The organism is Mycolicibacterium parafortuitum, from assembly GCF_010725485.1.
Lineage (GTDB): Bacteria > Actinomycetota > Actinomycetes > Mycobacteriales > Mycobacteriaceae > Mycobacterium.
The window spans coordinates 2680151-2698164 of sequence record NZ_AP022598.1 but is presented as its reverse complement, the minus strand read 5'-3'; the positions used below and the strand labels follow the sequence as shown (position 1 = coordinate 2698164).

General features: G+C 69.7%; 19 protein-coding genes and 1 tRNA gene. 13 read left to right on the top strand and 7 right to left on the bottom strand.

Going from position 1 to position 18014, the window contains the following annotated elements:
* Positions 1 to 53: 53 nt before the first annotated feature.
* A complete protein-coding gene (locus tag NTM_RS12945) occupies positions 54 to 560 on the top strand; it encodes a hypothetical protein (RefSeq protein WP_163766510.1) in 507 nt (168 codons plus the stop codon).
* 4 nt (positions 561 to 564) lie between these two features.
* On the opposite strand, the gene NTM_RS12940 is transcribed toward NTM_RS12945, so the two are convergent.
* Positions 565 to 1158 (bottom strand): TetR/AcrR family transcriptional regulator, encoded by a 594-nt coding sequence (locus NTM_RS12940; protein ID WP_083144176.1) that lies wholly within the window; start codon positions 1156 to 1158, stop codon positions 565 to 567.
* A 109-nt stretch (positions 1159 to 1267) separates the two neighbouring features.
* Between NTM_RS12940 and NTM_RS12935 the strand changes: the two genes are divergently transcribed.
* The 11 genes from NTM_RS12935 (at position 1268) to pth (ending at position 10822) form a co-directional block, all read left to right on the top strand.
* Complete coding sequence (locus NTM_RS12935) at positions 1268 to 2779, top strand: PucR family transcriptional regulator (protein ID WP_163766509.1); 1512 nt, start codon at positions 1268 to 1270, stop codon at positions 2777 to 2779.
* A 125-nt stretch (positions 2780 to 2904) separates the two neighbouring features.
* A complete protein-coding gene (locus tag NTM_RS12930; protein ID WP_163766508.1) occupies positions 2905 to 4194 on the top strand; it encodes an NAD(P)/FAD-dependent oxidoreductase in 1290 nt (429 codons plus the stop codon).
* Positions 4195 to 4283: 89 nt separating this feature from the next.
* Positions 4284 to 4733, top strand: coding sequence for a GreA/GreB family elongation factor (locus tag NTM_RS12925; RefSeq protein ID WP_104864125.1), 450 nt, complete (start codon positions 4284 to 4286; stop codon positions 4731 to 4733).
* An 85-nt stretch (positions 4734 to 4818) separates the two neighbouring features.
* Positions 4819 to 4890, top strand: a tRNA-Gln gene (locus NTM_RS12920).
* A 104-nt stretch (positions 4891 to 4994) separates the two neighbouring features.
* A complete protein-coding gene (gene glmU, locus NTM_RS12915; protein WP_104864126.1) occupies positions 4995 to 6446 on the top strand; it encodes a bifunctional UDP-N-acetylglucosamine diphosphorylase/glucosamine-1-phosphate N-acetyltransferase GlmU in 1452 nt (483 codons plus the stop codon).
* A gap of 102 nt (positions 6447 to 6548) precedes the next feature.
* A complete protein-coding gene (locus tag NTM_RS12910) occupies positions 6549 to 7529 on the top strand; it encodes a ribose-phosphate diphosphokinase (RefSeq protein ID WP_104864127.1) in 981 nt (326 codons plus the stop codon).
* Positions 7530 to 7874: an arsenate reductase (glutaredoxin) gene (arsC, locus tag NTM_RS12905; RefSeq protein WP_163766507.1), complete on the top strand. Its 345-nt coding sequence runs from the start codon at positions 7530 to 7532 to the stop codon at positions 7872 to 7874.
* Positions 7871 to 8539 (top strand): LpqN/LpqT family lipoprotein, encoded by a 669-nt coding sequence (locus NTM_RS12900; RefSeq protein ID WP_163766506.1) that lies wholly within the window; start codon positions 7871 to 7873, stop codon positions 8537 to 8539. Before arsC ends, NTM_RS12900 begins: the two co-directional genes overlap by 4 nt.
* A gap of 21 nt (positions 8540 to 8560) precedes the next feature.
* Positions 8561 to 9427: an oxidoreductase gene (locus NTM_RS12895; RefSeq protein WP_104864130.1), complete on the top strand. Its 867-nt coding sequence runs from the start codon at positions 8561 to 8563 to the stop codon at positions 9425 to 9427.
* Positions 9428 to 9571: 144 nt separating this feature from the next.
* On the top strand, positions 9572 to 10231 hold the full coding sequence (locus NTM_RS12890; RefSeq protein ID WP_163766505.1) for a 50S ribosomal protein L25/general stress protein Ctc: 660 nt from the start codon (positions 9572 to 9574) through the stop codon (positions 10229 to 10231).
* Between the two features lie 12 nt (positions 10232 to 10243).
* Complete coding sequence (pth, locus tag NTM_RS12885) at positions 10244 to 10822, top strand: aminoacyl-tRNA hydrolase (protein ID WP_163766504.1); 579 nt, start codon at positions 10244 to 10246, stop codon at positions 10820 to 10822.
* A gap of 81 nt (positions 10823 to 10903) precedes the next feature.
* On the opposite strand, the gene NTM_RS12880 is transcribed toward pth, so the two are convergent.
* The 5 genes from NTM_RS12880 to NTM_RS12860 form a co-directional block, all read right to left on the bottom strand.
* Positions 10904 to 11929 (bottom strand): 4Fe-4S binding protein, encoded by a 1026-nt coding sequence (locus NTM_RS12880; RefSeq protein WP_163766503.1) that lies wholly within the window; start codon positions 11927 to 11929, stop codon positions 10904 to 10906.
* A 44-nt stretch (positions 11930 to 11973) separates the two neighbouring features.
* On the bottom strand, positions 11974 to 12207 hold the full coding sequence (locus tag NTM_RS12875; RefSeq protein WP_232079700.1) for a hypothetical protein: 234 nt from the start codon (positions 12205 to 12207) through the stop codon (positions 11974 to 11976).
* A 43-nt stretch (positions 12208 to 12250) separates the two neighbouring features.
* The gene (locus NTM_RS12870) at positions 12251 to 12688 is read right to left on the bottom strand and encodes a hypothetical protein (RefSeq protein ID WP_163766502.1); all 438 of its coding nucleotides are present in this window, start codon (positions 12686 to 12688) and stop codon (positions 12251 to 12253) included.
* Positions 12689 to 12770: 82 nt separating this feature from the next.
* Complete coding sequence (locus tag NTM_RS12865) at positions 12771 to 13625, bottom strand: ABC transporter permease (protein WP_163766501.1); 855 nt, start codon at positions 13623 to 13625, stop codon at positions 12771 to 12773.
* On the bottom strand, positions 13622 to 14581 hold the full coding sequence (locus NTM_RS12860) for an efflux ABC transporter ATPase subunit, DrrA-related (RefSeq protein ID WP_104864247.1): 960 nt from the start codon (positions 14579 to 14581) through the stop codon (positions 13622 to 13624). Before NTM_RS12860 ends, NTM_RS12865 begins: the two co-directional genes overlap by 4 nt.
* Before the next feature lie 83 nt (positions 14582 to 14664).
* Between NTM_RS12860 and NTM_RS12855 the strand changes: the two genes are divergently transcribed.
* Entirely contained in the window at positions 14665 to 16095 is a 1431-nt protein-coding gene (locus tag NTM_RS12855; RefSeq protein WP_163769469.1) for a lipase maturation factor family protein, read from the top strand.
* Between the two features lie 89 nt (positions 16096 to 16184).
* Here the strand turns inward: NTM_RS12855 and NTM_RS12850 are convergent, their stop codons facing one another.
* The gene (locus tag NTM_RS12850) at positions 16185 to 17819 is read right to left on the bottom strand and encodes a fatty acyl-AMP ligase (RefSeq protein ID WP_104864249.1); all 1635 of its coding nucleotides are present in this window, start codon (positions 17817 to 17819) and stop codon (positions 16185 to 16187) included.
* Between the last annotated feature and the right edge of the window lie 195 nt (positions 17820 to 18014).

The following is an 18014-nucleotide window of genomic DNA, read 5'->3' as shown; positions in this document are numbered from 1 at the left end:
TCCGCGGCGGTGTTAGCTTCGCAGCGTCAGACATTCGCGCGGGGAGGCTGCCGGTGGTCACGATCTCGGTCGTCGAGGCCAGCGCACCGCAGCGGCTCACCGACACCGCCGCCTCGCTGGCCGCCGCGGCGACCACCCTCACCTCCACCGTCGACGCACAGCGGCGGGCGCTGACGGCGCTGCGCGCGGGATGGCCGGAGACCGACACCGCGGGCACGGCGGCCGACACCGGTATCGCGCGGCTGACGGCGCTGTCCGCGCGGCTGACCGCGATGCAGCGCGCGCTGGCCGGCGCCGGGGCGAACCTGACCGCGCTGCGCGAGCAGATCCTGCCGATGAGAGACCAGGTCATCAAGCTCGGCGGCAAGGTCGACGACGACGGCACGGTGGCCCCGCTGGTGCGGCCGTTCGGGACGATGCAACTGCTCACCCCGGCCGTCTGCGCGAGCTATACGGACTGCTTCACCGCGCTGCTGACCCAGTTCGACAACGTCGACGAAGCGACCGCGAACGCACTCGGCGTCAACTGGTCGACCCCGGCGTCCAGCCCCGACCCGTGAGGGGCTATTCCTCGTGCAGCACCGGATCGGACTCCAGGTGCGTCAGGCCGTTCCAGCACAGGTTGACCAGATGCGCGGCGACGACCTCCTTTTTCGGTTCGCGCACGTCGAGCCACCACTGCGCGGCCATCGACACCGAACCGACCAGCGCCTGCGCGTAGAGCGGCGCGAGGTCGGGGTCGAGTCCGCGGCGGGAGAAATCACCGGCCAGGATCGAGGCGACCTGGCTGACCGCATCGTTGAGCAGCGTCGAGTAGGTGCCCTGGGTGATGCTGGCCGGCGAGTCGCGGATCAGGATCCGGAATCCGTCGGTGCGTTCCTCGACGTAGGTCAAAAGCGCCAGCGCGACCCGCTCGACCCGCACCCGGGAGCGGTTGTCGGCCAGCGAGGACGTGATGCCGTCGAGCAGCGCCGACATCTCCCGGTCGACGACGACGGCGTACAGCCCTTCCTTGCCGCCGAAGTGTTCGTAGACGACCGGTTTGGACACGTTGGCGCGCAACGCGATCTCTTCGATCGACGTGCCGTCGAAGCCACGCTCGGCGAACAGCGACTTGGCGATCTCGATCAGCTGCTGGCGCCGTTCGGTGCCGGTCATCCGTGCGCGCGGCGCACGCACATGGACCTCGGGGCTGTCGGACTTATGCGGCACGGCCACGCGTCTCAGGGTAGACGCTGAGGTCACCGATCCGAGGTAGCGTCAACCCGTGATCACGCTGGACCGCCTGATCAACGTCCTCGGCGGCTACGGCGCGCGCTGGCAGGGCGGTTCGGCGGAGCGACAGACCGAGTTGCGCAGCGTCGTGCTGCCCGAGGCCGTCGACGGCCGCACGGTGTCCGGCGACGTGCTGCTGGCCATCGGCGCCGCCTCGAGCGCCGAGGCGCTGGAGTGGGCCCGGGCCGCGCGGGCGGCCGTCGTGCTCACCCGCGGCGGCGGCCCGGCTCCCGAACTCGACACCGCCGGGGTGGCCGTGCTGGTCGTCGATTCGGCCCTGCCGTGGAGCGAGTTCGCCGCGATCGTCTACGGCCTGGTGATGGAGGGCCGCGAAACCGAGTCGGGCCGTGGGCCGACCGATCTGTTCGCGCTGGCCGACAGCCTGGCCGGCGCCGTCGGCGGCGCGGTCGTCATCGAGGACCGGGCATCGCAGGTGCTGGCGTTCTCCCGCGGGCAGCAGGACGCCGATCCGGCGCGCGCGGCGACCATCCTTTCCCGTCAGGCGCCGCCAGAACTACGCGCGGTGTTCGACCGGCACGGCGTGTTCACGCATCTGGGCGCCTCCGACGAGCCGGTGTTCGTCCCCGGTGACGACAGCGTCGGGCTCACCGGGCGGATGGTGGTGGCCGCGCGGGCGGGACGGGAGCTGCTGGGCTCCATCTGGGTCGCGTCACCGGTACCGCTGACCGGGACGCGGGGGCAGGCGCTCGCCGACGGCGCGCACACCGTCGCGCTGCACCTGCTGCGGTCACGCGCCAGCGCCGACCTGGAACGCCAGGTCGAGTCGGACCTGGTGTTGCGGCTGCTGGAGAGCGCCGCCGACGCCGAGCCGGTGGCCAGCCGCCTCGGCCTGCCGCCCGCGGCGCTGCGGGTGGTGGCGCTGCGGGCCCGCGACGACGCGAACCCGCATTCGGCGCTGCTGCAGATCTTCGAACGCGCCACCGCGGGGTTCGGGTGGTCGCGCCCGTCGCGCAGTGCGCTGGCCGACGGGACGGTGTACACCGTGCTGGCCGCCGAAGCCGCCGCCGTCGCGCGCGACTGGGTCGGCGCACTGGTCACGACGCTGCCCGGCCCGCTGACCGTGCGGGCCGGCATCAGCGCACCCGCGACGGTGACCGAGCTGTCCGTCGCGCGCACCGAGGCCGACGAATGCCTGGCGCTGCAGGAGAGCACCGGGGTCTCCGAACCGCCGGCCTACGACGAATCCTGGGACGACCTGCTGCTGCGCCGGCTCAAGACCGCGGCCCGGTCGGGGCGCACCCCGCACCGCGGCGCCGTGGCCGAACTGCGCGACCACGACCGGCAGCACGGCACCGCGTATGTCGAGACCCTGCGCGCCTGGCTGCACGAAAGCGGCGATCCCGGTCGCACCGCCGCACGCCTCGGGGTGCACGAGAACACCGTCCGGTACCGGATGAAACGGATGGCGGAGCTGACCGACCTGCACCTCGACGACGCGAACAAACGGTTCGCGATGACCATCGAACTGGCCGTTCTGGACTGAACCGCCCGGCGCGTTGTCGCAGCGCCACATTCTGCACACCAGTGTTTGTCGGATCACAACAACGCAGGGCCGGTACGCGCATCGCACCATGAAGGCGTCAGTGCCGGTTTACGAGAGGTCATGCGATGTTGGGCGGGTCAGGGATGGACAGCGGTCCCCGATCTGTGATCGTCGTGGGCGCCGGCATCGTCGGTCTGTCGACGGCCTGGTTCCTGCAGGAACGCGGGGTCGAGGTGACGGTCATCGACCGCGGCGGCGTCGCGGCGGGGGCTTCCTGGGGCAACGCCGGCTGGGTGTCCCCGGCGCTGACCGCGCCCCTGAATTCGCCATCCGTGCTGCGCGAGGGGCTGCACGCGCTGGCCGACCCCGCCGCGCCGCTGCACATCCCGCTGCGAGCCGATCTGTCCCTGGCCCGGTTCCTGCTGCGCTTCGCCGCGCACAGCCGCCCCTCGGCGTGGCGGCACGCCGTCGCGGCGAACGCCGCGCTCAACGCCGAGGCCATCGAGACGTTCGACGTGCTGGTCGCCAACGGCGTCGAGGCCCCGGTCACCGATACCGCGCTCGCGGTCGCGTTCCGCGACGTCCGCCGCGCCGACGAGTTCCTGCGCGAGCTCGACGCGATGGACGGTCCCGTCGTCTCCGAGGTCCTGACCGGTGCGGAGCTGCACGACCGGGTGCCGCTGGCCTCCGAACAGGTCGCGGCCGTGGTCAACGTCGCCGACCAGCGTTTCGTCGATCCGGGCCGATTCACCCACGCGCTCGGCGACGCGGTGCTCGCCCGCGGCGCCGCGTTGCACGCCGACGAGGTGCGCGGAGTCTCGGGTACCACGAACGGCGCCCGGGTGATGCTGCGCGGTGGCCGCTCGCTGCGCGCCGACGCGGTCGTGCTCGCGACCGGGGCGTGGCTGCCTGCGTTGACCGGACGGCGGGTGCGGGTCGGGCTGCAGGCCGGGCGCGGCTACTCGTTCACGGTGCCGGTCGACCGGGCGCTGCCCGGACCGATCTATCTGCCCGAGGCGCGGGTCGCGTGCACGCCGTACCGCGACGGCCTCCGGGTGGCGGGCACGATGGAGTTCCGCCGGCCCTCCGAACCGCTGATGCCGCGCCGGATCGACGCGATCATCGCCTCGGCGACACCACTTCTCGACGGTGTGCGCTGGGACGAGCGCACCGACCTGTGGGTCGGCCCCCGCCCGGTCACCGACGACGGCAAACCGCTGATCGGCCGGATCGGCGCCGCGGTGTACGTCGCCGGCGGACACGGCATGTGGGGTCTGGCGCACGGCCCGGCCAGCGGCAGGCTGCTGGCCGACCACATCGTCACCGGCAAACAGCCGGAGATCGCGCGCCCCTTCGATCCGCTTCGCGGACGTCGCGGTGCCCGGCCCGCCGACGCGCTCACTCTTCCCCTCTGACGAGGGCTGCCCGGTCGTCAGGGGCGGAGGACTTCGATCCCGCCCCTGACGACGACTTCCCTACTTATCGACCTATCGGAAGGACACTCATGCACACCGTCGAACGCGTCTGGATGACCCCGCAGACCCGCGAGAGCCTCGAACGGGAGCTGGCCGAACTGCTGGCCGTGCCGAACGAGGGTGGCACCGACGAGGTCGTCGACGCGTGGCTGGCCCGCAAGGAACGCATCCGCGAGATCCACGAACTGCTCAGCCGCGCCGACCACGCCGTCGCCCCCGCCGACGACGGTGTCGCCGAACCGGGCATGGTGCTGACGGTGCGCTTCGACGACAGCGGCGACACCGAGACCTTCCTGCTCGGCACCCGCGGCACCACCGAAGCCGAGCTCGAGGTGTACACGGTGAACTCGCCGCTCGGCGGTGCGCTGCTGGGCGCGACGCCGGGTCAGCAGCGCAGCTATCAGCTGCCCAACGGAGCCACCCAGACGGTGACGCTGCTGTCGGCCAAACCGTTCGGCACGGACAGCATCCCGGCGTAACCGCCCCCGCCTTCCCGCGGGTCCGCCGCAGCACAGACCCACCCCACGCGGTGGGTTAGAGTCGCACGCGTAACCGGTGTTCCGGTCCGTCGTGGTGTAATCGGCAGCACCTCTGATTTTGGTTCAGATAGTTCAGGTTCGAGTCCTGGCGACGGAGCTCAACAGCGAGCGTGCGCGAGATGGCGTCCAGGCGCGGCGTGTCGAGTGCCGACACGCGCGCTCGCGCAGCCAGGGCGGTGAGCCGGCTCGGGAAGGACGTCTATGCGAGACGCCGCGGTCGTGATCCTGGCGGCGGGTGCGGGCACCCGGATGAAATCGGACACCCCGAAGGTGCTGCACACCCTGGGTGGACGCAGCATGCTGGCGCACAGCCTGCACGCGGTCGCCGGGGTGGCGCCGAAGCACTTCGTCGTGGTGGTCGGCAAGGACCGCGAACGCGTGGCGCCCGCGGCCCGCCAGATCGGTGCGGACCTCGGCCACGACGTCGAGATCGCCGTCCAGGAGGAACAGCGCGGCACCGGCCACGCCGTGGAATGCGGCCTGACCGCCCTGCCGGAGGACTTCGACGGCGTCGTCGTGGTCACCGCGGGCGACGTGCCGCTGCTCGACGCCGCCACCCTCGGCACCCTGATCGAGACCCACGACGCCGAAGCCGCCGACGCGACCCTGCTGACCACCACGCTGGCCGACCCGACCGGATACGGGCGCATCCTGCGCACCCAGGACGGCGAGGTGATCGGCATCGTCGAGCAGGCCGACGCCACCGAGTCCCAGCGGGCGATCACCGAGGTCAACGCCGCCGTCTACGCGTTCGGCATCGGCGCGCTGCGCTCGGCGCTGGGCCGGCTGCGCTCCGACAACGCCCAGGGCGAGCTGTACCTGACCGACGCGATCGCCTTGGTGCGCGCCGACGGCGGCGTGGTGCGGGCCGTGCACGTCGACGACGCCGCGCTGGTCGCCGGGGTCAACGACCGGGTGCAGCTGGCCGACCTCGGCGCGGTGCTCAACCGCCGCGTCGTCGCGGCGCACCAGCGGGCCGGGGTGACGGTCGTCGACCCGGCCACGACGTGGATCGACGTCGACGTGACCATCGGCCGCGACACCGTCGTGCGGCCGGGCACGCAGCTGCTCGGCGCGACCGCGATCGGGGGCCGCTGCGAGATCGGACCCGACACCACGCTGACCGATGTGACCGTCGGCGACGGCGCCCAGGTGATCCGCACCCACGGCAGCTCGTCGGTGATCGGCGCCGACGCCGTCGTCGGGCCGTTCACCTACCTGCGGCCCGGTACAGCGCTGGGTGAGGCGGGCAAGCTCGGCGCGTTCGTCGAGACGAAGAACGCGACCATCGGCACCGGCACCAAGGTGCCGCACCTGACCTACGTCGGCGACGCCGACATCGGCGAGCACAGCAACATCGGCGCGTCGAGCGTGTTCGTCAATTACGACGGAGAAGCCAAGAGCCGCACCACGATCGGGTCGCATGTGCGCACCGGCTCGGACACCATGTTCGTCGCCCCGGTGACCGTCGGCGACGGCGCCTACACCGGCGCGGGCACGGTCGTGCGCGAGGACGTGCCGCCCGGCGCGCTCGCGGTGTCGGCGGGCCCGCAGCGCAACATCGAGGGCTGGGTGGCGAAGAAGCGCCCGGGCAGCGCGGCCGCAGAGGCGGCCGCTGCGGCCGAAAAAGGTGAGCAAGCTACCAGCGAGTAGCTTTTTGCGCCCGTTTCTTGGCATTCTGTAACCCGCCACCGTGCGCGTGTAAGCGCTACGTACGATGGCCCCGTATCGATCGCCGACGCCGAGGGCAGCCCCGTGAGCCACGACTGGACCGACAACCGCAAGAACCTGATGCTCTTCTCGGGCCGGGCTCACCCTGAACTCGCCGAGCAGGTCGCCAAGGAACTCGACGTTCCGGTGACCGCGCAGACCGCCCGCGACTTCGCCAACGGTGAGATCTTCGTCCGCTTCGACGAATCCGTGCGCGGCTGCGACGCATTCGTGCTGCAGAGCCATCCGGCGCCGCTGAACCAGCACCTGATGGAACAGCTGATCATGATCGATGCGCTCAAGCGCGGCAGCGCCAAGCGCATCACCGCGATCCTGCCGTTCTATCCGTACGCCCGGCAGGACAAGAAGCATCGCGGCCGCGAACCCATCTCCGCACGCCTGGTCGCCGACCTGCTCAAGACCGCGGGCGCGGACCGCATCGTGACCGTCGACCTGCACACCGACCAGATCCAGGGCTTCTTCGACGGCCCGGTCGACCACATGCGGGCCCAGAAGCTGCTGACCGGCTACATCGCCGAGCACTACGCCGACCGCGACATGGTGGTCGTCTCCCCCGACTCCGGCCGCGTCCGGGTCGCCGAGAAGTGGGCCGACGCGTTGGGCGGCGTACCGCTGGCCTTCATCCACAAGACCCGCGATCCGCTGGTGCCCAACCAGGTCAAGTCCAACCGGGTGGTCGGCGACGTCAAGGGCAAGACCTGCGTGCTCACCGACGACATGATCGACACCGGCGGCACCATCGCCGGCGCGGTCAAGCTGCTCAAGCAGGACGGCGCGGGCGACGTGATCATCGCCGCCACCCACGGTGTGCTGTCCGACCCGGCCCGCGAGCGGCTGGCCGAGTCCGGCGCGTGCGAGGTGATCGTCACCAACACCCTGCCGATCAGCGACGACAAGCGCTTCCCGCAGCTGACCGTGCTGTCGATCGCACCGCTGCTGGCCAACACGATCCGCGCCGTGTTCGACAACGGGTCGGTGACAAGCCTTTTCGACGGGTCGGCGTAGATGGCGCCAGAACGCATCTACCACAACCCGAAGTGCTCGACCTCGCGTAAGACGCTGGACCTGTTGCGTGACAACGGCATCGAGCCCGAGATCGTGCTGTACCTGAAGAACCCGCCGACCCGCGCGGAGCTGGCGAAGATGATCTCCGATGCCGGTATCGACGTGCGCACCGCCGTGCGCAAGCGCGAATCCCTCTACACCGAGCTGAATCTGGCGTCGGCGTCCGACGACGAGCTTCTCGACGCGATGGCCGAGCACCCCATCCTGATCGAGCGCCCGTTCGTCGTCACCGATAAGGGCGTCCGCCTGGCCCGGCCCATCGACAACGTCCGCGAGATTCTGTGACGGCTCGCCTCCGGCTGGCCGTCGCGCTCACCGCGACCTTGACGCTATCCGGGTGCGCCCCCGAAGCACCTGACTACCAATCGGTCTGGTCGACGACCAGCAGCGCCCCGCCGACGTCGACGACCACCGCCGCGGCGGACGGCGACGAACCGCCGATCAACATCGCCACGTTCCTCGAGCGGGCCGGTGTCGTCGGTGAGCCCGTCGCCGCGGACAAGCTGACCGACCTGATCGTCACGATCCCGACGCCGCCGGGCTGGCAGCCGTACCGCAACACCAACCTGGCGCCGGGCACCCGGATGATCGCCAAGGGCGACACCTATCCGACCGCGATGCTGATGGTGTTCGAACTCATCGGGGATTTCGATGTCGCGCAGGCGCTCTCGTACGCGAACACCGACGCGAAGACCTCGGAGAACTTCACCGAGCTGAACTCCTCGACCGAGGACTTCGCCGGTTTCCCGTCGTCGATGATCGAGGGCAGCTACGACCTCGCGGGCAGCCGCATGCACAGCTACAACCGCATCGTGTTCGCCACCGGCGCACCCCCGGACAAGCAGCGCTACCTGATCCAGTTCACCGTCACCGGCTACGCCGACAAGGCCGTCGAGGAAGCCTCCGACATCGAGGCGATCATCCGGGGCTTCACCGTCAAACTGCCCTGACCCGCCCGTACTGTGGTGGGCATGAGCGACTGGACTGCCGCCGACCTGCCCTCGTTCGCCGGACGCACCGTGATCGTGACCGGCGCCAACAGCGGTCTCGGGCTCGTCACCGCGCGGGAACTGGCCCGGGTCGGCGCCACCACGATCCTGGCCGTGCGCAACTCCGACAAGGGCCGCACCGCGGCCGCGACCATGACCGGCGATGTGCAGGTGCGCGAGCTCGACCTGCAGAACCTCGCGTCGGTGCGCGCATTCGCCGACGGCGTCGAACACGTCGACGTGCTGATCAACAACGCGGGCATCATGGCCGTGCCGTACGCGCAGACGGCCGACGGGTTCGAGAGCCAGATCGGCACCAACCATCTCGGCCACTTCGCGCTGACCAACCTGCTGCTGCCCAAGGTCACCGACCGGGTGGTCACGGTGTCGTCGACGATGCACCTGTTCGGCCGCGTCAACCTCAAGGACCTGAACTGGAAGGCACGGCCGTATCTGGCGTGGCCCGCCTACGGCCAGTCGAAGCTCGCCAACCTGCTGTTCACCAGCGAGTTGCAGCGCCGGCTGACCGCCGCCGGGTCCCCGGTGCGGGCGCTGGCGGCCCACCCCGGCTATTCCGCGACCAACCTGCAGGGGCAGACCGGTGGCTTCGGTGACCGCCTCACCGGCCTCGGTAACCGGTTGATCGCCACCGACGCCGACTTCGGCGCGCGGCAGACCCTGTTCGCCGTGGCCCAGGACCTGCCCGGGGACAGCTTCATCGGGCCGAAGTACTCCACCCGCGGGCCGTCCGGCCCCACCTGGCGCAGTCCGCTGGCGCGCGACCGGGCCAAGGCCGCGGGGTTGTGGACGCTGTCCGAGCAGCTCACCGGCACCGAATTTCCGTTGTAGGCCGTCGCTGAGCTACCCTTGCGGACGCGTCACGGCGAGGGTGGCTTGCTCTGCAGGACCACCGTTATCGACGGGAACCAGCATTTCTGGTGTGCAACCCTGGCCGTGCCCGATACCGAATCACCGGCACAGGAGCACAGACCAATGGCGAAGAACGCCCCCAACAACCTGACCGCACAGGTCCGCACCGCCACCGGCAAGGGCGCCTCGCGTCGCGCCCGCCGTGAGGGCCTCGTCCCCGTCGTGCTGTACGGCCACGGCACCGAACCGCAGCACCTCGCGCTCAGCGCGCGTGACTTCGCCGCCGTGCTGCGCCACGCGGGCACCAACGCCGTGCTGACCCTCGACATCGACGGCACCGAGCAGCTGGCGCTGACCAAGTCGATCGAGATCCACCCGATCCGCCGCAACATCCAGCACGCCGACCTGCTCGTGGTGCGCCGCGGCGAGAAGGTGACCGTCGAGGTCCCCGTCGCCGTCGAAGGCGACGCCGCGCCCGGCACGCTCGTCACCCAGGACGCCAACACCATCGAGATCGAGGCCGACGTCCAGTCCATCCCCGAGCAGTTCACCGTGTCGGTGGAGGGCGCCGAGGAGGGCACCCAGATCCTGGCCGGCCAGGTCGAGCTGCCGTCCGGCGTCACGCTGATCACCGATCCCGAGGTGCTGGTCGTCAACGTCGTCGCGGCGCCGACCTCCGAGGAGCTCGAGGGCGAGGGTGCCGGCGAGGCGGGCGACGAGGCTGCCGAGGGCGCCGAGTCCGAGGGCGAGGCCGAGGGCGACGCGGCCGAGTCCGCCGAGTAGGCGAACCCGGTCATGGCCGAACCCATCCTGGTGGTCGGCCTGGGCAACCCCGGACCGCAGTACGCCACCACCCGGCACAACGTCGGGTTCATGGTGGCCGACGTCCTCGCCGACCGCATGGGCGAGACGTTCAAGGTGCACAAGAAATCCGGTGCCGAAGTGGCCACCGGGCGGCTCGCCGGCCGCTCGGTGGTCCTGGCCAAACCGCGGGTGTACATGAACGAGTCCGGTCGACAGGTCGGTCCGCTCGCGAAGTTCTACTCGATCCCCGTCACCGACGTCGTGATCATCCACGACGAACTCGACATCGACTTCGGCCGAATCCGGCTCAAGGCAGGCGGCGGCGTGGCGGGCCACAACGGTCTGCGCTCGGTCGGCTCAGCGCTGGGCAGCAACGACTTTCAGCGCATCCGGGTCGGCATCGGCAGGCCCCCGGGACAGAAGTCCGGTGCCAGCTTCGTGCTGGAGCCGTTCAACTCCCGCGAGCGTCCCGAACTCGGCACCATCATCGAGCAGTCCGCCGACGCCACCGAGTTGCTCCTCGAACTCGGCCTGGAGCCGGCGCAGAACACCGTGCACGCCTGGGGCTGACGCTCCCCCTGTTTCGCCGAAATGGCGTTCCGGCAGAAGAAGTTCGAGTAACGGTCTGCTGGAACGCCATTTCGGCGGAAGTCACCGGCGACCCATCCCGCCGTCGACGACCTTGACGGCCTTGTGTGGATAGCGCTTGACCGCGTGCGCGTGTGCCGCGGAATCCGGCAGCACATACAGGGTTTCGCGTTTGTCCTGCAACGGTTTGAGCACCAGGTTCATGAATGCCTTGCGGTCGTCGAGGTAGGGCTCGATGACCTCCTCGCCGGCCGGGCAGACCGCCAGACAGTACGCGGCCTTGTAGTTGGCCTTGAACGACAGGCTCTGCCACATCGACGCGTTCTCCGAATCGCTGACCCGGGAGCGGAAGTCCGCCGCGTCCGAGCTGTCGGCGACGGTCTGCACCCAGTCGGTGAACCCGCCCATGAACTCGCGGTAGTTGTGTACCGCGCACGCGACGAAGTCGAAGTCGCCGTTCTTCTTGATCGCCCCGACCGGGCACGCCGCCACACACAGCTTGCACTCCAGACAGGGCGAATAGTCCAGCGGCGCACCGTAACCGCTGATCTCCGAGGCCACCAGCACCGTGCCGAGCAGGATGAAGTTGCCGAACCGCGGGTGGATGACGTTGCGGTGGATGCCCATCGCACCCATGCCCGCGGCCACCGCGACCGGTTTGTGTGCGACCACCCAGATGCGCCCCGGATAGTTGTCCATCTCCATCGGGAAGGTCGCCGACGGGTTCACCACCCGATGCCCGGCGTCCTGGAGCGCGCGGGTGATCCGGTGCGCGGCCTCGTTCATGATCTCGCCGCTGCGGTGGAACTCCTGGTTGGCCACACTGCGCGCGGTCGAGCGCACGTTGTCGCGGTTCATCTTGACCACCAGGGACAGGTAGCTGCGCGCCCCCGGCAGCGCCGCCTCGACGTGCGGAAGCTCCGAGGCCAGGGCCGGATCGTCGACGCGGGCGAACCCGACGTCGTCGACACCGGCGTCCAGGCACAGCGCCCGCAGCCAATCGGCGTCGATGACGCCCGGTTTCGGCGCCGGTCGGGACCGCACGGCGCGCACGGTCGGATGCTCGGCCAGTCGGCTCGGCTTCGTCATGCAGCTGAGTATATATCCATATACCTAGCTATGCCGGACGCGCCTTACCAGGACAGAATGAGCCCGGTGCGGTTGTTTCGGGGGATCGTGTCGGCCACGTTGGGCGCTCGCGTTCCCGGTACCGCCTTGATCGAGACGCTGCCGTTGGTCTGGCACCTGACCAGACTTCCGGCTTCCTGGCACGTCGCCTGCGCCGCGGCGGTCGGAGCCGAGCCGAGCAACACCCCGGCTGCTCCGGCCGTCAACGCGGTCATCACGTACTTCGCCCACCTGGTCATGGTCTGCCTTCCCTGCCGTTGATGCTGTGCGCCGGGAAGCTGCTCACGGGCAGGACCAGGCCAGAACTCGAGCACTCGGGTCCAACGTGAGGTTCGCCCGTCCGACATTGCGGAACGCGTCCTCGCGGGCGGCGTCGACTGTCGCTCCCGCACCGCCGGCGACCACACCGCTGCCGTCGTCGGCTCCGACCGAGACCACGCAGAACACGTCATTGGTCACTTCGTCACTGCTGCACTGCTCCGCACCGGCGCTCTGGCAGACCGCGATCACCGCTGCCGACGCGGCCTCGTTGGTGGCGCCCGTCGCCGAGAAACCGGTCAGCAGGCCGTCACGCACGCCGGATCCGACCGCCCTCGACACCACGCCGGTCTCCACCACGCCGCCGGGTCCTCCGCCCCATGCGGGTACCGACAATATCGTCGCGGTGCTGAAGCCGGTCGCCGCGAGCAGCGCTGCGGCGACCGCACGGACCATCGGCATTTTTCCTCCTCAGTGAGCCCGGCAGTGGCCGAAGCATAGAGGGCAGGGGCCGCCGACCTATCCAGATTGCGAAAAGCCGTCGTCAGGTGCTGGTGCGGCGCCGGTACGCGTACAGCGCGAACGGCGCGAAGACCGCTGTCAGCGTCAGCGACCACAGCACGGTCGCGAGTATCGGATGGTGCAACGGCAGTTGCGCACTCGTCGGAGCGGGCCCGCCATTGCCCCACAATTCGCGCATCGCCTGCGCCAGCGAGGACACCGGGTTCCACTCCGCGATCACCCGCAGCCAGTGCGGCATCGGCTCGGTCGGCACGAAGGTGTTGGCCAGGAACGTGATCGGGAACAGCGCGGTGAACATCACGCCGTTGACCGCCTCCACGGTGCGCATCAGCGAGCCGATCAGGATGCCGAACCAGATCATCCCGAATCCGAACAGCATCAGCAGCGCGAACGCGAGAATCGCCTCCCCGACGCTGTTGCGGATCCGCCACCCGATGGCCAGACCGGTCAGCGCCATCACCAGTGCGCCCAGCGACGAGTGGATGACGCTGGCGATGCTGCGCCCGATCAGCACCGAGGACCGCGAGATCGGCAGCGAGCGGAACCGGTCGATGATGCCCTTCTCGACGTCGGCGGTGATCCCCGAGGCCACCACGAACGCCGAGAACACGATCGTCTGCGCCTGGATGCCGGGCAGCAGGAACTCCCGGTAGGACGCGCCGCCGGTGTTGGTGATCGACGCCCCGAACACGAACGCGAACAGCAGCACGAACATGATCGGCTGCGCGGTGACGTCGCTGAGCATCTCCGGCATGCGTTTGGTGTGGATCATGTTGCGTTTGACCATGATCCACGACTGCTGGACGAGGTTGGTGGGCCGTGTCGGGACGGGCTGCGGCCGGATCGGGGTCTGCGACCGGGATTCCACGGCGGTCATGCGCCGACCTCCTCGGTGTCGTCGGTGGTGCGATGCCCGGTGAGCATCAGGAAGACATCGTCGAGGCTGGGCCGGGACAGCCCGATGTCGTCGACGGTGATGCCGCTGTCGCGTAGCCATCCCGCGACCTGGATCATGTCGTCGAGCCCGTCGGCGGTGGCGGTCAGTCTGCGCGCGCCGGCGTCGACGAACACGTCGGCGCCGGTACGGGCGAGCAGCGCCCGCGCCGGTTCGAGATCGGCGGAGTCGGCGACGGTGACGACGAGGCTGGCGCGCCCGGCCTGCTGTTTGAGTTCCAGCGGAGAGCCTTCGGCGATGATGCGGCCGCGGTCGATGACGACGATGTTGTCGGCGAGCTGGTCGGCCTCCTCCAGATACTGGGTGGTCAGCAGCAGCGTGGTGCCCTGGGCCACCAGACCCCGCAGCACCTCCCACAACTCGCTGCGGCTGCGTGGATCCAGTCCTGTGGTCGGCTCGTCGAGGAACAACACCGGCGGCGCGGCGAGCAGGCTGACCGCGAGGTCCAGGCGCCTGCGCATGCCGCCGGAGTAGGACCGGACCACCCGGTCGGCGGCGTGGGTGAGCGAGAACTGTTCCAGCAGTTGGTCACCGAGCGTTTTGAGATCTCTGCGCCGGATGCCGTAGAGGCCGCCGATCATCCGGATGTTCTCCCGCCCGGTCAGCAGTTCGTCGACGGTGGCGACCTGCCCGGTCAGCCCCATGTGCCTGCGCACGCGGTCGGGGTCGGTGCGGACGTCGTAGCCGGCGACCCGCGCGGTGCCGCTGGTCGGTTCGGTCAGCGTCGTCATCATCCGCACGGTCGTCGTCTTGCCCGCGCCGTTGGGGCCGAGCAGCCCGAGCACGGTGCCCGATGGCACCGCGAAGCTGACCCCGTCGACCGCCGTCTCGTCGCCGAACCGCTTCACCAGATCGATGGCCTCGATCGCGGGATCCATGACCACGACGGTATAGGCGCGCACCGACACCCGGCGACCGCTTTACTGGCCGGGAAAGTCCTGCGTCTACTGGACGGGTGCACCTGGACTGGTTCGACGCTCCCGGGTACTGGCTCGCCCGGGAGATCCTGCAGCGCGGGATCGCCGCGGTCTACCTGATCGCGTTCGTCGGGGCCGCCCGTCAGTTCCGCGCGCTGATCGGTGAGCAAGGCATGCTGCCCGTGCCGCGCTTCGTCGCGCAGGTGCCGTTCCGGGCGGCGCCGAGCGTGTTCCATCTGCACTACTCCGACCGCTTCTTCGCCGGCGTCTGCTGGGCGGGGGCCGCGCTGGCCACCGCGCTGGTCGCGGGTGCGGGCAACATGGTGCCGCTGTGGGCGGCCGTGCCGGCCTGGCTGGTGCTGTGGGTGCTGTACCTCTCGGTCGTCAACGTCGGGCAGCGCTGGTACAGCTTCGGCTGGGAGTCGCTGCTGCTGGAGGCCGGGCTGCTGGCCATGCTGCTGGGCAACGACGACGTCGCGCCGCCGCTGCTGACGTTGTGGCTGATGCGCTGGCTGCTGTTCCGTGTCGAGTTCGGTGCGGGCCTGATCAAGTTGCGCGGCGACCCGTGCTGGCGCGATCTGAGCTGCCTGGACTACCACCACGAGACCCAGCCGATGCCGGGGCCGTTGAGCTGGTTCTTCCACCATCTACCCAAACCGCTGCACCGGATCGAGGTCGCGGGCAACCACGTCGCGCAGCTGGTGGTGCCGTTCGCGCTGTTCGCCCCGCAGCCGGTCGCGTCGGTCGCCGCCGGGATCGTGATCGTCACGCAGCTGTGGCTGGTGGCCTCCGGCAACTTCGCGTGGCTGAACTGGCTGACGATCCTGCTCGCGTTCAGCGCCGTCGACGCGACCGCGTTCTCCCTGGTGGTGCCGGTGTCCGCTCCTCCGCCGGTCCCGGACGCGCCGGTGTGGTTCGTCGCGGTGGTGCTCGCGGCGACCGTTCTGACGGTGGTGTTGAGCTTCTGGCCGGTGCGCAACATGCTGGGCAGCCGCCAGCAGATGAACGCGTCGTTCAACCCGTTCCACCTGGTCAACACCTACGGCGCGTTCGGAAGCATCGGGCGGATCCGCTATGAGGTGATCCTCGAAGGCACCGACGACCCGTCGCCGTCAGATCACACGGTGTGGAAGGAGTACGGCTTCAAGGGCAAGCCCGGTGACCCACACCGGATCCCGCGGCAGTGGGCCCCGTACCACCTGCGGCTGGACTGGCTGATGTGGTTCGCGGCGATCTCCCCGTCGTACGCGCGGGACTGGTTCCGGCCGTTGGCGGTTCGGCTGCTTAAGGGCGACACCGCGACGATGCGACTGCTCGGGCACAACCCGTTTCCCGACGCGCCACCGCGCTGGATCCGGGCGCGGCTGTACGAATACCGGTTCACCACCTGGCGGGAACTGCGCGACGAACGCCGGTGGTGGGACCGGACGCTGATCGGCGACTACCTGCCCGCGGTCACGTTGGACGCGAGCTGATCTCCCGCGACGAGCGTGCGCGGACTTCGGGAAATATGCGGCGTGTCGGCCGCAGACACGCACGCTCGCGGTGTGAGGTGCCCCAGGGACTACGTGACCAGTGAGACCGAGTTCGACCGGCGCAGCTTGCCCGACGACGTCTTCGGGATGCTGCCCGGACCGAGCACCACGACGTTGCGGGGACGGACGTCGACCTCGGCGACCACCTCGTGGGCGACCTGACGCTCGATGCGGTGCACCTCGGCCGGGTCCTGCCAGGCGTTCGACTCGACCGCGACGGCGAACGTCTCCCGCGAGTGACCGGCGTCCAGGCGCACGGCGACCGCGCAGCCCGGGCGGACACCCTCGACGCGGCCGGCGGCCCGTTCGATGTCGGTCGGGTAGATGTTGCGACCGGCCATGATGATCACGTCCTTGACGCGGCCGCACACGACGACGTTGCCCTCTTCGGTGATGTAGCCGAGGTCGCCGGTGTCGTACCAGCCGTGCTCGTCCTGCGCGGGGATGAAGCCGCCCATGGTCATGTAGCCGGGCGTCACGCACTCACCGCGCAGCTCGATGACGCCGACACCGCGCGGCGGCATGACGTTGCCGTGCTCGTCGATGACGCGGGCCTCGAGGTCGGTCAGCAGCGGGCCGAGCTCGGCGAGGCGCTTGGTGTGCCCCTTGGTCGCCGGGACCGCACGGCGCAGCGCCGCGAGCAGGTCCGCGTCGACCTCGTCGACGGTCAGGCCCTGACCGCACGGCGAGAACGACACCGCCAGCGTCGTCTCGGCCATACCGTAGGCGGGCAGGATCGCGCCCGGATCCAGACCGAACGGCTTGCCCGCGTCCAGCAGGTCCTCGACGTCGGCCGGCTCGACGGGCTCGGCACCGGAGAGCGCGAAGCGCAGCGTGGACAGGTCGAACTCACCCGGCTTGGCCTGGCGGCGCAGCCGCTTGGCGAACAGCGCGTAGGCGAAGTTCGGCGCGGCCGTCATCGTGCCCTTGTACTTGTGGATGAGCTTGGCCCACAGCAGGGTGTCGCTGAGGAAGTCCATCGGCGTGACCTTGACCAGCTCGGCGCCGAAGTACATCGGGATGGTCAGGAAGCCGACCATGCCCATGTCGTGGAAGCACGGCAGCCAGCTGACCATCACGTCTTTGTCGACGTCGTACTGCGCGCCGATGAACATCGCCTCGGCGTTGGAGTGGATGTTGCGGTGCGTGATCTGCACGGCTTTGGGAGAACCCGTCGAGCCGGACGTCAACTGCATCAACGCGAGATCGTCCTCGCCGACCTCGATCGGCTCGATCGGATCGGCCTCGAGCAGATCCGAGATCGTGAGGACGAGGATGCCCTTCTCCTGCAGCACCGGGATCACGGCCATGAACGGGTCGGACACGATGACCGCCTTGGCCTCGATCATGCCGATCACGTTCATGGTGTCCTCGGCCCAGACCACGAGGTCGGTGCGAGGGGTCGGCTGGTGCAGCATGGTCAGGCTGGCGCCGCGCATCCACAGCCCCTGGGCGGTCGGCGCGATCTCGACGGGGAAGCCGGCCAGCACGCCGACGGCGTCACCCAGACCGACACCCGCGGCGGCGAGGCCGCCTGCGATGCGCTTCGCGCGCTCGTGCACCTCGCCCCAGGTGTGCCGGACGGGCGTGTGCGGCTCGCCCGTGACCATGCCCCGCCTGCTCGTCCGGGCATTGAAGTACATCTTCTCGGTGAATCTGCTCACGACGACCTCCTCGCCGACATCTGCCCCGGTGCACATGCCCGTTTGCCATGCTCCGCCTGATCAACGGCCATTTCGGGAAGGCGCGCATACGGTTGGGGAGCGATTGTGTCTCGAATCGGTGATGTTGAGCAGACGCGGCCGAAGGCGGTCCACATCCCGTTCGGCGCCCCGCCGGCAGGACCGGTGGGGGAACTG

Bases quoted from the DNA above. Each gene is read 5' to 3' on its own strand.
- NTM_RS12940 (WP_083144176.1), bottom strand. From the start codon at position 1,158: ATGACCGGCACCGAACGGCGCCAGCAGCTGATCGAGATCGCCAAGTCG.
- NTM_RS12895 (WP_104864130.1), top strand. From the start codon at position 8,561: ATGAGCGACTGGACTGCCGCCGACCTGCCCTCGTTCGCCGGACGCACC.
- arsC (WP_163766507.1), top strand. From the start codon at position 7,530: ATGGCGCCAGAACGCATCTACCACAACCCGAAGTGCTCGACCTCGCGT.
- pth (WP_163766504.1), top strand. From the start codon at position 10,244: ATGGCCGAACCCATCCTGGTGGTCGGCCTGGGCAACCCCGGACCGCAG.
- NTM_RS12925 (WP_104864125.1), top strand. From the start codon at position 4,284: ATGCACACCGTCGAACGCGTCTGGATGACCCCGCAGACCCGCGAGAGC.
- NTM_RS12930 (WP_163766508.1), top strand. From the start codon at position 2,905: ATGTTGGGCGGGTCAGGGATGGACAGCGGTCCCCGATCTGTGATCGTC.
- glmU (WP_104864126.1), top strand. From the start codon at position 4,995: ATGCGAGACGCCGCGGTCGTGATCCTGGCGGCGGGTGCGGGCACCCGG.
- NTM_RS12890 (WP_163766505.1), top strand. From the start codon at position 9,572: ATGGCGAAGAACGCCCCCAACAACCTGACCGCACAGGTCCGCACCGCC.
- NTM_RS12865 (WP_163766501.1), bottom strand. From the start codon at position 13,625: ATGACCGCCGTGGAATCCCGGTCGCAGACCCCGATCCGGCCGCAGCCC.
- NTM_RS12875 (WP_232079700.1), bottom strand. From the start codon at position 12,207: ATGACCAGGTGGGCGAAGTACGTGATGACCGCGTTGACGGCCGGAGCA.
- NTM_RS12880 (WP_163766503.1), bottom strand. From the start codon at position 11,929: ATGACGAAGCCGAGCCGACTGGCCGAGCATCCGACCGTGCGCGCCGTG.
- NTM_RS12860 (WP_104864247.1), bottom strand. From the start codon at position 14,581: ATGGATCCCGCGATCGAGGCCATCGATCTGGTGAAGCGGTTCGGCGAC.
- NTM_RS12870 (WP_163766502.1), bottom strand. From the start codon at position 12,688: ATGCCGATGGTCCGTGCGGTCGCCGCAGCGCTGCTCGCGGCGACCGGC.